General features: G+C 32.7%; 14 protein-coding genes. 12 read left to right on the forward strand and 2 right to left on the reverse strand.

The features are described 5' to 3' along the window. Nucleotides 1–52: 52 nt before the first annotated feature. A complete protein-coding gene (folE, locus tag RNZ46_RS14545) occupies nt 53–697 on the reverse strand; it encodes a GTP cyclohydrolase I FolE (RefSeq protein ID WP_316982895.1) in 645 nt (214 codons plus the stop codon). Nucleotides 698–808: 111 nt separating this feature from the next. Between folE and RNZ46_RS14550 the strand changes: the two genes are divergently transcribed. The 7 genes from RNZ46_RS14550 to RNZ46_RS14580 all read left to right on the forward strand — a co-directional run bounded on the left by RNZ46_RS14550 (nt 809) and on the right by RNZ46_RS14580 (nt 8,814). Next, on the forward strand, nt 809–1,507 hold the full coding sequence (locus tag RNZ46_RS14550; RefSeq protein WP_316982896.1) for an RNA polymerase sigma factor: 699 nt from the start codon (nt 809–811) through the stop codon (nt 1,505–1,507). Between the two features lie 300 nt (nt 1,508–1,807). Continuing rightward, complete coding sequence (locus tag RNZ46_RS14555) at nt 1,808–3,592, forward strand: helix-turn-helix domain-containing protein (RefSeq protein ID WP_491546686.1); 1,785 nt, start codon at nt 1,808–1,810, stop codon at nt 3,590–3,592. Between the two features lie 130 nt (nt 3,593–3,722). After that, nucleotides 3,723–4,799, forward strand: coding sequence for a serine hydrolase domain-containing protein (locus RNZ46_RS14560; protein ID WP_316982898.1), 1,077 nt, complete (start codon nt 3,723–3,725; stop codon nt 4,797–4,799). A 29-nt stretch (nt 4,800–4,828) separates the two neighbouring features. Further along, nucleotides 4,829–5,479 carry a hypothetical protein gene (locus RNZ46_RS14565; protein WP_316982899.1) on the forward strand — a complete coding sequence of 217 codons (651 nt, stop codon included), beginning with the start codon at nt 4,829–4,831 and terminating at the stop codon, nt 5,477–5,479. A gap of 36 nt (nt 5,480–5,515) precedes the next feature. Then, nucleotides 5,516–6,643, forward strand: coding sequence for a serine hydrolase domain-containing protein (locus tag RNZ46_RS14570; RefSeq protein WP_316982900.1), 1,128 nt, complete (start codon nt 5,516–5,518; stop codon nt 6,641–6,643). Nucleotides 6,644–6,776: 133 nt separating this feature from the next. Then, on the forward strand, nt 6,777–7,640 hold the full coding sequence (locus RNZ46_RS14575; RefSeq protein ID WP_316982901.1) for an SDR family oxidoreductase: 864 nt from the start codon (nt 6,777–6,779) through the stop codon (nt 7,638–7,640). Between the two features lie 172 nt (nt 7,641–7,812). Continuing rightward, entirely contained in the window at nt 7,813–8,814 is a 1,002-nt protein-coding gene (locus RNZ46_RS14580) for a type 1 glutamine amidotransferase domain-containing protein (RefSeq protein ID WP_316982902.1), read from the forward strand. Nucleotides 8,815–8,907: 93 nt separating this feature from the next. Here the strand turns inward: RNZ46_RS14580 and RNZ46_RS14585 are convergent, their stop codons facing one another. Continuing rightward, nucleotides 8,908–10,989, reverse strand: a complete 2,082-nt coding sequence (locus RNZ46_RS14585) for a helix-turn-helix domain-containing protein (RefSeq protein ID WP_316982903.1) — start codon at nt 10,987–10,989, stop codon at nt 8,908–8,910. A 228-nt stretch (nt 10,990–11,217) separates the two neighbouring features. Between RNZ46_RS14585 and RNZ46_RS14590 the strand changes: the two genes are divergently transcribed. The 5 genes from RNZ46_RS14590 (at nt 11,218) to RNZ46_RS14610 (ending at nt 16,133) form a co-directional block, all read left to right on the forward strand. After that, on the forward strand, nt 11,218–11,802 hold the full coding sequence (locus RNZ46_RS14590) for an ankyrin repeat domain-containing protein (protein WP_316982904.1): 585 nt from the start codon (nt 11,218–11,220) through the stop codon (nt 11,800–11,802). 12 nt (nt 11,803–11,814) lie between these two features. Continuing rightward, nucleotides 11,815–12,900 carry an acyltransferase family protein gene (locus RNZ46_RS14595; protein WP_316982905.1) on the forward strand — a complete coding sequence of 362 codons (1,086 nt, stop codon included), beginning with the start codon at nt 11,815–11,817 and terminating at the stop codon, nt 12,898–12,900. Nucleotides 12,901–12,980: 80 nt separating this feature from the next. Next, the gene (locus RNZ46_RS14600) at nt 12,981–13,655 is read left to right on the forward strand and encodes a hypothetical protein (RefSeq protein WP_316982906.1); all 675 of its coding nucleotides are present in this window, start codon (nt 12,981–12,983) and stop codon (nt 13,653–13,655) included. Between the two features lie 2 nt (nt 13,656–13,657). Next, entirely contained in the window at nt 13,658–15,535 is a 1,878-nt protein-coding gene (locus tag RNZ46_RS14605; RefSeq protein WP_316982907.1) for a serine hydrolase, read from the forward strand. 10 nt (nt 15,536–15,545) lie between these two features. Further along, nucleotides 15,546–16,133, forward strand: a complete 588-nt coding sequence (locus RNZ46_RS14610) for a hypothetical protein (protein WP_316982908.1) — start codon at nt 15,546–15,548, stop codon at nt 16,131–16,133. Nucleotides 16,134–16,159 lie beyond the last annotated feature (26 nt).

The raw sequence follows: 16,159 nt of genomic DNA on the forward strand, positions 1-16,159 counted from the left end.
TGACTTTTTGATGCAAAAAAGCTTTAGTGGTTACAAAACATTTTATAAAAAGCTATTTACTTATGGAATTAATAAATCTTGCCTTTTCTTTATCTTTTAAAAATTTTCCACTAAAAAAGGTTGTTTTAGTTACACTTTCCTTGTCTTTAATGCCGCGCGATGCAACGCATAAATGATTAGCTTCAATATAAATAGCCACATCGTCTGTTTTTAATAGGTCTTTTAGTTTTTGCCCAATCTCAACCGTAAGTTTTTCTTGTATTTGAGGTTTGCTGGCATAAAACTGAACAATGCGATTAATTTTAGACAACCCAATTACTCTATCTTTTGGAATATAAGCCACAGCTGCTTTTCCGAAAAAAGGAACAAAATGATGTTCGCAATAAGAGTGAACCGTAATGTTATCAACCACCACCATTTCGCGATAGCCACTAACATTTTCGAAAAAAGAAATTTTAGGAAAATTACTTTCATCCAACCCTTTAAAAACTTCATTGATATACATTTTCGCAACTCGTTTGGGAGTATTTTTTAAACTAGGGTTGTCGAGACTTAAACCTAGCGTTTCCATTATTTTACCAAAATGATACTCTATGACTTTTAGTTTTTCTTGATGCGTTATATTTTGATGTAATTCTTGAATACCATTATTTGGTAAAACTTCAGTTTTAAGCATTCCTTTTCCGTTAATTTTCATGAGTTTAATAAATTGTTTGAATTAAATTTTGATAAACACCGAGTTTGATTTAGGTTGTTTAGATGCGATTGCTAAAAAAAGGTTACAAATACTGTAACCTAAAAAAGAAATTTGCATCCAATAAAAAATGATATCGATATGAAAGGCAACCCCACAATCAAAAATGAACTTAATGAAGCTCTAATCATTGAGAAGGTACTTAATGGTGAAATAGAATTGTTTGAGATACTTTTACGCCGTTATAATGAGTTATTGTTCAGAACAATTAGGAGTTACGTTGATATAGAAACCGATGTGGAAGATATTATGCAAGACACCTATATTAAGGCTTTTGAAAAATTATATCAATTTAATAATGATGCTATGTTTTCTACTTGGTTAATACGAATAGGTATCAATGAGGCCTTACAGAAAAAGAGAAAGGCGGCCAAATATAAAACTGTTGCTTTGCAACAAGACGATTATGTTTTACAAATTGAAGATCGCACAATTATGAACCCAGAACACAAGGCTATGTATAAAGAATCCTCCTGTTTTATGGAAAAAGCCATAGATACGCTTCCGGAAAAGTACAAAATAGTATTTATGCTAAAAGAGGTTGAAGGGTTAGCCATTTCTGATATATCAAAATGCTTAAATTTGAGTAATAGTAATGTTAAAGTGCGTTTACATAGGGCTAGGAAAATGCTTCAAAATTCCATTTTAAGTTTAACCGACTACACGAATATTTTTGAGTTTGGTAACTCGAAATGTGATAGGATTGTAAATAACGTTATGGAATATATCTACAAGACGTATCCTAGGTTCTAGTATCTTTAAGTAAAAAACTTGCTACAAACATTTAACTGCTTTTTTGCTTTTTTTAATGTGAGTTTTCAAATAATTAACACCTCCAGTTTCTCTTTTAAGAATTTCATAATTAAAACACAAAATAATGAATATTTAGTATTACACTTAAAAGCGAAAGTTTTTGTCGCAGCTTCTTCAATGTTTCTATTGAAAAACTCATTTATAATAAGACACTAAGGTGACGTTAATCGTTTTTGTGGATTCGCGATAACTTATCCGTGTTTTTCATATTTTTATACATTTGTTAAGTAAAGCACTACTTTGATTAACCAAAAGTCTATAGCCGTATTACCCTTTGTCAATATGAGTAATGATATTGATAATGGTTATTTTTGCGACGGTATTACAGAAGAAATAATCAACGCCTTAACAAAAGTAAAGGGCTTAAAAGTTATAGCCAGAACCTCTTCTTTCGCTTTTAAAAATAAAAACATAGACGTTCGGCATATTGGCAATCAATTAGGTGTTTCTACTGTTTTAGAAGGCAGTATAAGAATATTCAATAAAAGAATTCGTATTAATGTTCAATTAATACGAACCAATGATGGTTTTCAGGTGTGGTCGCAAAATTTTGACAGAAAGTTAGAAGATATATTTGTACTTCAAGACGAAATAAGTTTAATAATTGCAGAGCAGATACGAGAAAATTTTGGTCATCTTCATATTTCAGAACGGATATCCATTATCGGCACCAAAGATATTAATGCCTATAAATTATACCTCAAAGGAAGAGCATATCAGCTCAATTGGGCTTTAGAGGATTACATTAAGGCTATAGATTACTACAAAAAAAGTATAAAAATTGATGAGAATTTTTATGATGCCTATTTTGCATTAAGTCGGTCGTATGGTATTCTATCAAGTTGGGGAGTTATAGAAAAAAATGAAGGCGAAGAGAATGCCAAACGCTATTTAGCACAAGGTTTAAAAATTAATTCCATCTCTTATTTAAGTTATTTTTCTAAATCGTCTTTATGTTTTTGGAATAAATGGAATTACAACAAAGGCATTGAATACTTGATTAAAACCTTGCATCAAAACCCAAGTTATGCCATAGCTTTCGAAGGTATTGCTGAAATCTACATGGCTACAAACCAATTGGACAAAGCGTTGTTAAATATTAATAAAGCCATAGACATTAGTCCATTATCGCCTAACCATTATTTTACAAAAGGCAATATCTATTTTCTAAAAAAAGAGTATGTTAAAGCCATAGACCTTTTAAACGAATGCTTAAGAATTGACCCTAACTTTTTATTGGCTATAGAGACCAAGTTGGCTTGTTTTATATTTTTAAATGACGCATCTAATTTTAGGAATTATATTGCTTCAATGCCACAGCTTATTAGTCCAGAAGTTTGTGAAATCCTTTTTAGCATAATTAATAAAGAACAAGTCAATATAGCTATTGATTCGGTAAAGATTGATATTGAAGAAAGTTTCAAAAGTATTTACCCTTGGCATTTTTATTTTTTGATACACGCTGGAAAAACAGATGAAGCGCTTGAAGTTTTTAAAGAAAAAATGAAATTGAAAGTAGGACAGCTTGTCAATTTTAGGTTAGACCCATTTTTTGAACCTTTACGAAAACACAAAAAATTTCAGCTCATTGAAAAAAAGGTTTTGTCTTCAGGTTTTGTTCCCTTAAAAAAATCAGGATCTAACACCATTCAAAAAAATACATCAAAACCTTTGGATAAAGCCGAAGTTGTTAAATATAAATTAGACTTAAACACTTATATAGAAAATAAAAAACCTTTTTTAAACCCTAACCTTACCTTAAAAAACCTTGCCGAAAGCATTAAATTGCACCCCAATAAGTTATCATGGTTGCTAAACGAATATTTAAACCAAAACTTTAATGAATTCATTAATAAATATCGTTTAGAACACTTTAAAAATGAAGTTCTAAAACCATCAAATTCACATCTTACTTTACTTGGAATTGCTTATGAAAGTGGTTTCAACTCTAAAACTGTTTTTAACACCTTCTTCAAAAAAGAAACAGGAATAACACCTAGACAATGGTTGAAATCTCAAAATTAACTTTGTCTTCTTGTTAAATAAAGTTCCAAATTTCACTTAAAAGGTTCTAAATCATAATGTCGAACGATGCGTGTGCTGTTAGTCAGCATATTTGCATCACAATATTTTATTAATCAATAAATCGACAGTTATGACAACACTATCAAAACAAATAATATGCTTGATACTTTTAATTTTTAGCTTGCTTACATCATGCTCAAATGACGATGATAATACATCAGCAAACAACATTACATCTCTTGAAAATATATTAACCGAACTCAATTTTCAAGGTTATGCCATCGTTACTAAAAATGGAAACGATGTAGTCCGTCAAGGATTTGGGTTGGCTAATGAAAACACAGCAATGCCTCAAGATGATGACCTTGCTTATCGCATTGGCTCGGTAACCAAAACATTAACAGCTGCAGCTATTGTTCAGTTAAAACGTGATGGTCTCATTAGTAGTTTTAATCAAACTTTAAATGAATTTGATACCGAATTTCCAAACGGTAATCAAATCACGATTGCCCACTTATTATCACATCAATCAGGTATTCCAGAATATCAATTTGTCGTTGAACAAGCATTTGAGGAAGGCATGGCTTTGGATGAAGAGGATATTTACGAGGTTATTACCGATTTAATTTCAGAAAACGGACTCAATTTTTCGCCAGGTTCCAGTAAGCAGTATTGCAATTCAAACTATCTTATTTCGGCTTTGTTAATAGAGCAATTATCCGGAATGTCTTACCATCAGTACATTCAGCAGAATATTTTTAATCCTCTGGAAATGACCGATTCTTTTAAGGGAAACAATGAAATTGATACTAATACACATGCGCAAGGCTATTTTAACGGAAGTCCTAACAGTACGTATCCAATGGCTATTCCATTTGGTGCAGGCGACTTCAGTAGCTCGCCAAAAGATATGGAAACTTGGGCAAATGCCGTAAAAACCAATTGGTTTACAGAAGCCGAAAAAGCCGAAATATTTGCACAAAACGTACCAAGTGGTTATGTGGATTTTGGCTTAGGCTGGTTTACCTCACAAGAAGGCGATACCACATTGTATTGGCATGGAGGCGATATTAATGGCTATTGGAGTATGATTGGTTTTATTCCTCAACATAATACCACAGTTGTGCTTTTAAGCAATCAACAAGACAATATAGGTTCGCAACGCCATACCATTATTCAACATTTGTTAACGAACCAATTAAATTAAAAAAGTAAATTAATTAAAAAATAAAAAACATGAGAGGATTAACATCAACAATCATACTATCCCTATTATTTGCAACAAATGTTTTCGCTCAAAGTAACAAAGCACTATCAGAAAATAATAGCATTGAGCACAAATACAGAATCAGCTTTCCTGCAATTATCTTAGGGAATATCGGCAAAGGAGGCGAAAGAACAAATACGCAACACATAGAACTTCACATAAAGCGCAAATTGGATTCCAAAAATATCATTGGCGTAAAATTTGCAACGTGGCGATTATTTCAACCTATGGGAATCCAATGGTGGGACGGACTTTTGGACAAAGTAGATTCTGGTACGGAATTTTATCCTGGTTATCTACGAGAAACAGGCATAGGAATAACATACCAACGCATGCTTTGGAAAGGTCTATTTGCCTCAATAGAAGTTTTACCGCAACACAAAACCTATTTAGACTTAAACAATAAAAAAATAGCCAATGGCTTTAAGCTTTACACCTCTTATCATGTGGGTTATCACATTGCTTTTGGAAAAAAGAAACAATTCTTCATAGAACCTCAATTTCATTGCCAGAATTGGATGTTTGACACCAATACACCTGAAGAATTTAAGCAGCTGGACAACAAGTGGAAATCTTATTTTCTGTTTGAGCCCAACCTTTATATAGGTATAAAGTTTTAAGTTATAAAACCGTCTAATAATTCTAATATTAACGCCATGAGAACAACACTTTTAAGCCTTACTCTTTTTATCGGACTATCTTGTTTTGGTCAGCAAAATATTGACAACGAAGTCACGAAGTTATTTAAAACCGAATTAGAAAAAGAAAACATTAAAAGCGGTATTCTGCACGTATATTCTAAATCTAAAGGAATTGACATTCAGCTCGCTAAAAGTACAGAAAACGCTATTAAAACCAACAGTCCTTTCTATACGGCTAGTATTACTAAGATGCTTACAGCAACGGCAATAGGTGTTTTGAAGGATGAAAACAAACTAAGATTTGAAGATAAAATATCTAAATATCTTCCAGAATCATTGATGGCTAATCTTCACGTTTTAGATGGAAAGGACTATTCCAGGAACATTACTATCAAAAACCTATTGCAACATACTTCAGGTCTTCCTGATTATTTTACAGATAAAACTATTGATGAAAGTCCTAATGTTATCAATCAATTATTAGTGGATACCAATAAAACTTGGTCGGCAGTAGAACTGGTGGACTTTGCAAAGCATAAGATGAACCCTCATTTTATTCCTGGTACAAACTATCATTATACAGATACAGCCTATGTGCTTTTGGCATTGATTATAGAAAAAGTGAGCGGTTTATCTTTAGAACAATTTTTTCAGAGGCATATATTTCAACCATTAAAAATGCATAGTTCTTACATCAATTTAAAATCATCGGCAATAGAACATACACTTCCTATGGCCAAATTTTATGTTGGCGATATTGAGTTATCATCGATTAAAAGTTTAAGTGCTGATTGGGGAGGTGGCGGCTTAGTATCCACTACCCAAGACTTAATCAATTTTTTTGAAGCTTTTAATAGCGATTTGATCATAAATAAAACAACTCGTATTGCCATGCAAAATTGGGTACATGAAACAAAAGGTATGGCATACGGTTTTGGGATTAGACAAGTATCTATAAAAGATTTAACTAATAATAATACAGGTTTACAACTGATTGGACATTCAGGAAGCACAGCTTCTTTTTTATGGTATTGCGAACAATTGGATACTTACATATCAGGCACTTTAAATCAACTGGAAGCATCTAAAAGTGCGTTAATTTTGGTTGTTGAAATACTCAAAATAATAGAACGTAAAGACTAACTAAACCGAAATTCATAAAAGAAAACTTCGCACTAATGCGCCGTGTAAATTAGTTCCTGGACTTGCTTTTGCGGATGGAAATTTACATAGACCTAATAGTAACTTTTAGGTTGCTAAACAAAAAAGATTAATAATGAACAAACATAACTCACAAACCGTTTTACTTGCTGGAGCAACAGGATATTTAGGAGGCTACATTGCCAAAGCTTTATCCCAAGAACAAATGGCAACTAAATTAGTAGTAAGGTCGCCTCAAAAGTTAAAGGCTTTGGAAAGTAAAACGGTTAAAATAATTAAGGCCGAAGTGACAAAGCCAAACTCATTAATTGGTGTTTGTGAAGGTGTTGCAACGGTTATTTCAACTGTTGGTATAACGAGACAAAAAGATGGTTTAACGTATATGGATGTTGACTATCAGGCCAATCTAAATTTATTGAATGAAGCGAAAAAGGCAGGTGTTAAAAAGTTTATCTATGTGTCTGCAATAAACGGAAATAAGTATAGGCATCTTAAAATTTTTGAAGCCAAGGAAAAATTTGTAGATGCCTTAAAAGCTTCGGGTTTAGATTATACCATTATTCGTCCAAATGGTTTCTTTTCAGATATGAAAGATTTTCTAAACATGGCAAAACAAGGGAAAATTTACCTATTTGGAAATGGCGAACAAAAACTAAATCCTATTCATGGCGAAGATTTGGCCATAGTTTGTTTACAAGCTATTAATTCAACTAAGAATGAAATTATTGTAGGTGGTCCAGATATTTTAACATTGAATGAAATTGGGGAAATGGCTTTAGGTGCTTTGCAAAAACCCATAAAAATCATCCATTTACCAGATTGTATTAGACGATTTGCAATTTGGGCATTGCGCACGTTTACATCGTCTAAAACCTATGGACCAATTGAATTCTTTTTAACCCTTATGGCAGAAAATCAAGTTGCGCCCAGATTTGGAACACGACGATTGTATGACTTTTTTAGGGAACAGACTACCTAGTTGTTTTGTGAAGTGTTGTAGCAATTTTCGTCATAAGTCGTCTGTTCAATATATATCAATCAAAAAATTAGAAATTATGTTTAAAAAATATAGAATTATAAAATGGATACTGACATCATTAGCAATTGTAGTTACTCTTCTAATCCTAATCGGAATTTATATAGCAAGTCTTTTGCCAGCAGAAGACGGTACGTTGATACATAATCAAGTGAGCGATATAGCTTATGTTACTGAAAACGTACCAGCCTTTCGCGGAAAAATACTCGCTGTTGTTACCAGTACTGATTCTATGGGTTCCAGCGGTAAGGAAACAGGCTATGAGCTTACAGAATTAGCAAGGGCTTATTATGTTTTTAAGGCGAATGGTTTTGACGTGGATATTGCAAGTCCGTTAGGAGGGAAGCCACCTGTGGTTCTCGACGATGACGATATGGGACTATTTGATTACGCATTTTTAAACGACACCGTAGCGCAATCCAAAACAAATAATAGCCTAATGTTAGAGGCTATTGTCCCTAAAGATTACGAAGCTGTCTATTTTGTTGGAGGCAAAGGAGCGATGTTCGATTTCCCAAATAATAAACACATACAAACCTTAATACAAGACTTTCACGATAAAGACAAAGTTATAGGGGCTGTTTGCCACGGACCATCAGCATTGGTAAATGTAAAATTAGAGAACGGACAATTATTTTTAAAAAATAAACAGGTCAGTGGATTTACAAATAAGGAAGAGTTATTATTGATTCCAAAAGCAGAATCCATATTCCCTTTCTTACTACAGGATAAATTGATAGCACAAGGCGCAAATTTTAATGAAGGCATTATGTATTTGGAAAAAATCAGTCATGACAAAAACCTAATTACTGGCCAAAATCCTTGGTCAGTTTGGGCATTGGCCGAAGCTATGGTTAAACAATTGGGATATAATCCCAAACCAAGAACAATAACCGCTGAAGAAAACGCTGTAAAAGTCTTGTACGCTTACGAGACTAAAGGTAAAGAAAATTCTAAGGCGTTAATTGAACAGTTTGTTCAAGAACATAAACCATATGCTTCTAGAGCATTACTCATAAATCATTGTGCTGTATCGTTGATACAAGGAGATTTGAAAAAATTTTATGACCTTGTTGGTCTAGCTTCTTATGTAAAGGAATTGGAACTCAATAAATAGAAAACAACAAGCAGTATGGCAACACAATCAAGAAGAAACAGTTGAATACCAAATTCGAATAATTTTGATTTTGCTAATTATCTCATCAAGATTTTAGAGTAGTTTTTCCTGTTCTAAAGTTTCTTTCAGTTCTTCATGTTTATTCCAAAATTGCCGTTCTATTTTCGCAATAGTTTCCTCGTATTTTGGATGATTTTGCAATTGTTTCATAAGAGGGTCTTCCTCCATAAATAAAATTACCCAATATTGAAAATCATCTTGCAAACTAAATTCATTGTAAGCTTCTATGGCTTTATCTGGCAAATTTTCATAAAGATAGAGCATAGCTAACATCGCTTCTTTATAAATTGAATCATCTTTTTCCAGATGGTCTTTGTATTTATTCAAGTATTGCTCGGCTTTCTTAGAAAACCCCATTTTTTTATAGGTGTATGCAATTTTTATATTTTCTGCAGGATACAGGTCAATTTTATTGGTAGCCAATATGTTAATATATTTTTCATAATAAAATAATGCTTTATTATACTCTTCTTGAAAATAGTACATCTTCGCTAATTCTTGGGTGATATCGGCACGTGTTGTGTCTTTTTTCCACTCTAGTAGCATTTTACTTGTTAAGGCTTTTAAATCCTTATTATTGGCATAATCTATAAAGTTTTTTAAATAATTAGAATGTGGATTACTGGGATTATATTTTAATGATTCTTCAATGTATTGTGAGGCTTCTTTCGCAAAACCGTTTTGTACTAAAGCATTGCTCAAGTGCAGATAGATATAGCTCTGAGATATAGAGTCATTAGCTGCTACATTCAGTTTAATACCTTTTAATGCATAAGTGAGATATTTGTGTGTATCTGGAACCACTCGAGCATATAAATCTGATAAAATTAACACTACAGAAGAAGCATTGGGATTGTAATCTAGCGCTTTTTCCAAATAAGGTATGGCTAACCTGAACTCGTTTGCATTTATATAATAAAGTGCCTTTGCAATCAGTGGTAATTCGGAAGTAGAATCATACAACAAGGAGTTGTCTGAATATTCATTTAACTTGTCTAAATATTTTTTGTCAATTTTATTCAAATCTAAATAATAGTAACAAATAGCAATCTGAGCATAAGCGTTTGCGTATTTTGGGTCATGTTTTATAGCTTTTTCAAAATTTAAGATAGCTTTATGTAATCCTTCCTCACTTTGTTCATTTTGATTTTCGAGTCCTTTTAAATAAAAATCATAAGCCAAGATATTTTCAGTTGGTTTTTTTTCAATAAGCGCCAGTTCTTTTGGAGTTACATTGGCCTCTATGGCATGGGCAATCTTTTTTGCGATGGTATTTTGAAGCTCAAAAACATTATCGAGTTGATATATGTATTGTTCTGACCAAATAGGACTATCTGCATTGGCATCTATCAATTGAATACTTATAAGCACTTCATTGCCAATTTTTTGCCCACTGCCTTCAATCAAATAGTTCACTTGTAATTCTTCGGCAATTTCTGAAACGGTTTTAGGGTTGTTTCTATATTTTTCTGTGGAAGTCCTACTGATTACCCGTAAATCTTTAATTTTTTGAAGATTGTTAAGTGAAGATTCCATAACTCCATTTATAAAATATAAATTAGAATTGTCTTCACTTAGATTTTTGAACGGTAAAAAAGCAACCGACTTTTCTTTATTTGCTTTAGATTCTGTGGAAGCAAATTGGTCCTTAAAAAAATAAACAATGGCAACGATTGCTATGGACGAAATTGCAATAATATATCTATTAACGTTTTTGCTTTTTGTAACTGGCTTTTTCGTTTCTTCATCATTTTTTTGTTCTGTATGCCATTCTTCTTCTTTTTTGGCTTTTGTTTCACCAGGCGGATAGCCATAATATTCGCGATAACATTTTGTAAAATAAGACGGATTGCTAAAACCAACTTCAAATGCAATTTCCGAGGCGGTATGCTCCGTTTCCAGCAATAACTCGGCAGCTTTCTGTAAACGTATTTCCCGGATAAACTGACTGGCCGATAAATTGGTTTGCTTTTTTATTTTTCTGAGCAAACTGGAACGGCTCATATGCAGTTCGCTTGCCAATTCAGAAACACCAAATTGCTCGTTAGAAATATGATCTAAAACTAGGGATTTAGCTTCTGACAAAAATGAATTTGATGTATAATTTGAAGTCATTTTGTTGTTAACTAAAACGAAGATAAGTAAAATTTAATAACGGACTTTATCTATGCACATTTTGTTGCAATTTGATTAAATGCGTCATAATTTATAGTCTTGCGTCATAATTTATAATCCTGCGCTAAACTTCATAACTCTTGATTCATAACTGTTTAATGCTGCATCAAGGTTCGTTGCATCTTTGTACCATCAAATCGAAACAATAATTCATAAAATTTAAAAATCATGAAAAACGCAATGAAAATTCAAGTAAGATGTTTGGCCATTATATGTGTAATGGTAATATCGTTAACATCATGTTTAGAAAAAAGTAAAAACAAAAAAACAACAGCCATTTCAAAAAAGGAAATAGCAAAACCTAGTATAGACATTCATACTGCTGTATTAACCGGAAATTTAAAAGCAGTGAAGCAGCATATTGAAGCTGGGACTGATATTAATCAAAAAGAAGCCATGTCTGGTTCTACACCTTTAATGTCAGCAGCCACATTTAATAAACCTGAAATTGCAAAGGTACTTATCAATGCAAATGCAGATTTGTCTGTAAAAAATAATGATGGCGGAACAGCTTTGCACACCGCAGCCTTTTTTGGACGTATCGAAATTGTACAATTACTCATTGATGCAAAAGCAGACAAAAACATTCGCAATAATTATGGTGCTACAGCAAGGGAAACCGTAATGGTAGATTACGCTCAGATGAAACCTATCTATGAAATGCTGATACAGCAATTACAACCAATGGGTTTTACATTAGACCTTAATGAATTACAAAAAGCACGCCCTGTTGTAGCGATGATGTTACAATAAACACAATAAAAGATGACAACGGAAAGAAGATACGATATTGATTGGCTAAGAGTCATTGCTATAGGTTTATTACTGATTTATCATATAGCTATTATATTCCAACCTTGGGCCATGTTTATAGGTTTTATAAGAAGTGAAGACGCTTTAGAAGGACTCTGGAAACCTATGACGATGCTTAATATTTGGCGCATACCGTTACTGTTTTTTGTATCGGGAATGGGTTTATATTTTGCAATGAAAAAAAGAAATTGGAAGCAATTATTAATAGAGCGAAGTAAACGAATTCTCTTGCCCTTTGTTTTCGGAATTTTGGCCATCAGTCCATTACATTTTTTAGTTTTTCAGAAGTACTATAATATGCCATTGAGTTATTTTCCGCATATGGGACATTTATGGTTTTTAGGAAATATTTTTGTCTATGTATTGTTGTTGTCACCTGTGTTTTACTATTTAAAGCATAATGAAAACGGGAAATTTAAGAAAGTCATTTCAAAAGTGATGAGTTATGCCATAGGACCATTATCTATATCAGCATTTTTTATGATAGAAATAGGTGTTATAAAACCACAGCTATTTGAACTGTACGCTAAAACGTGGCATGGATTTTTTATCGGATTTTTAGCTTTCTTTTTTGGTTTTCTTTTTGTGTATAGTGGTAAAGCATTCTGGCAAACCGTTTCAAAATGGAAATGGTTGTATGTCGGTTTAGCGACTGTATTATTTGCTGTTCGATTCACAGGATATGAAGCCATATCAAATATGTATATCACTACTATAGAATCTATTGCTTGGATATTGGGTTTATTCGGAATAGGGTATAGGTACCTTAATAAACCAAGTGCCTTATTAAGCTATTTAAGTCAAGCTGTTTATCCAGTTTATATTATTCACATGTTTGTGTTATATGCTGGTGCATCATTGATTTTGCCTTTAGACCTTCATCCTATGCTCAAGTTTATAGGAATTACAGCATTTACATTTTTATTCTGTTTTCTTATTTATGAGTTCATCCTGAAAAGAATTACAATCTTAAGACCATTTTTTGGCCTTAAATGGACATTTAAAAGCGTAACACAGAAAAAATTAAAAAATATTTAAAGTGCCATCCAACACGTTGTTTTTTCAATTCAATAAACCATTAAGTCATGATAAAATTATTTAGAAAAAATAGATTAAGAATGATTACCAAAAATAAGATTGGGAAATATATAGCCTACGCAACCGGAGAAATTATTTTGGTGATAGTTGGAATCCTTATTGCGTTGGCCATTAACGAACACTCAAATAACGAGAAGAAATTAGAGTTACGTAATTCATACATTATACAGTTACATGATGAAGCAGATCGCAACCTTAAAAAGTTAACCCTTCTAGATGATGAGGCAATGCACATGCTCAAAGAGTTAGATACCGTATTCAAAATTTTATTGTATAAAGATTATGATAACCCGAGATTATCGACAAAATCATTCTATTTAATTATGTCTAAAAAGTTTTATCCAGTTATGATAACCTATGAAAATTTAAAATTTTCAGGTGATTTAAAATTATTTGACGATTTAAACTTACGTAATGCTATCTCTGAAACCTACGAAACATTTAACCCTATAGAAAAACTAGAATCTTCAGAACAAAAAGCCATTGAAGCCTATTATGAAAATTTTTTGATGCGAAACGTAAAATTTAAGGATATGGGCATTTCTTCAGACACTTACGGAAAAGACATTTATTTTGAAAATATGGTGTTAACGAGAATGACTACGATTGCACAAAATCGAGAGGCTTACAGTAATGCTATTGAATCATTAAAAAGCCTAAAAAATACTTATGCTGAATTACAAAACACAAATTAAAAATGAAAAACAATAAGAACAATTCCAATTTAAAACCATCAAAAAAGAAATCGCATCCTTTTTGGAGTTTTTTCTGGCTTACTTTTCTAGTCATTTCGCTTTGGTATGCTTGGTACTCATTTTATGCTCCTTCAAATAACATTGCTTGGATAAATGACATTGAATCTGCTCAAAAGCTTGCCAACAATTCTGACAAAAACATTATGATATTTTTTACAGGAAAATGGTGCTCTCCTTGTAAAATTATGAAGCGTCAAGTTTTTGCTGATACCAAAGTTATGAAAGCTATCAATTCGAATATTGTACCAATAGAAATTGATATTGATGATCCAAATAATAAAGAACTCGTAAAGCACTTTAATATTGGTGCTACACCCACAACAATCTTCATTAATCCTGAAGGAAAGGTGATGGATTATGCGGTTGGTAAAGTAGATAAATCCAACTTTTTACAAATGCTTCATAAAATTAGTGCACAAGAAATTGATAACAGCAGAAAGCGTTCTGATGCCACTCAAATGAGAAAAAGACAATTAGAACAAGAAATTATTGGTAAAGTGAAATTTTTAGATGAGCCAGAAAATTTCAGTACACTTTCAAATAGCATGATTAATTACAATATTCCAGGACTATCATTAGCTGTAATTAATAATGGTAAAATAGAATGGTCTCATACATACACTAACCCAAACTTTCCAGATCAAAAGCTGAATGATACTACAATTTTTCAAGCGGCATCGCTTTCTAAACCTGTAACGTTTTTGGCGGCATTACGTATGCATACCGCTGTAACTATCGATTTGGATAAGAACATTGAAAATTATTTAAAAAGTTTTAACCTGCCGCAAGGAAAACAAACAGTTAATAATCCTGTAACATTTAGAAATATATTTGCACATACGTCTGGTATAACCTCAGGTGGCTATCAAGGATATGCCAGAGATCTTAACGTTCCGACAGATGTAGAGATTCTAAAAGGTGCTATAGGTGTAAATTCACAACCTATAGCAGTACTTTCAAAGCCGAATGATGTATTAGCATATTCGGGTGGTGGATACACTTTAGCTGAAGTAGCACTGCAAGACATTCATAACGATACATTTTCAAATTTGATGAAGACTTGGATTCTTGATCCAGTTGGTATGAATCACTCAGAATTTACGCAACCATTAATAGTTAAAGATTCAAGCAAGATAGCAAAAGGCCACACCCAGTCAGGTAAAGTTTTAGATGGTGGTTGGAGAAATCATCCAGAACAAGCTGCTGCAGGTCTTTGGAGTACATCGTTTGACTTGGCTAAATTTCTTATTGAAATTTATAAGGCCTATCAAGGCAAGAACTCGGTTTTCTCTGCTTCTGCAATTAAATCCATAATAAATGAAGAGCGAGATGGACATATTTACGGTTTTATAGTAGATAGATCAAATAATGGCTTAGCGTTAACCCATTATGGTGGCAATGCAGGTTATCGAACAGGCATGACTATAGATCTTACTACAGGAAAGGGTCTGGTGTATTTAATAAATTCAGATAATGGTGGCGCCTTAGGGAACGAACTTTTATTGTCTGCCTCAAAATTGTACGGATGGAACCATTTTAATCGTATTGAAGTTAGAAAACAAAGCATTGAAAAGACAATACTACAATCCATTGTAGGAAACTATTTGTGGAATAGTGAAGTAGAGCTTTTTATAACATTTTCAAATGAAACCCATCAAATATCACTCCATTTCCCTAATGGAGATGACTATAAACTTGTTCCAATTATGGGTGAAAATCTTGAATTTATTCATCCAAATACCGGAATTCAAATTTCTTTCTCAACAAAAGATGACAAACAATCATTCACACTATACGGACAAAAAGCAATTAAACAATAAATCAAATCATATGAAAAATCAAATTCTAATGGTACTTGCATTAGTATTACTTAGTGCCTGTAATGACAAAACAAAATCTAGTATAACTCAACAACCCACATTAGCGGATTATAGTTTGGGCGAAAAATGGGTGTGGAAATATAAGGGTGTTACTACAGAAGGAGAGGTTCGTTCTGATGGAACAGACACTAGGCAAGTCGTGAAATTTGGAGAACGTCTAGGGATGACTATCGGTAAAGACACCATTCCTCTTAGCGATATCGTTAAACCTGAGGTTAGCGAAACACCTAAGTACGATTGGCCTCTTAAAGTAGGTAAAAAATGGAAATATGAAAACAATTGGACTAGTCAAGACGGAACTACTGGTAGCCAAAGTCAGAATGCCGAAGTATTATCATACAAAGAAGAAACGGTAGAGGCCGGAACATATATGGCTTATACAATTAAATACGTTGGTAAAACTACCAATTCCAGAGGGTATAATGCAGATGAAACGGAAGTTTGGTTATATGCACCTGCTGTAAAAACATTCATAAAACTCACTCAAAATCAGGGTGATTTTCACTATGTGGAGGAACTCATCAAATATTCAAAATAATAGAATCATTTTATTAAAAATAGAAA

It is taken from the genome of Hwangdonia lutea (genome assembly GCF_032814565.1).
Classification (GTDB): Bacteria; Bacteroidota; Bacteroidia; order Flavobacteriales; family Flavobacteriaceae; genus Hwangdonia; species Hwangdonia lutea.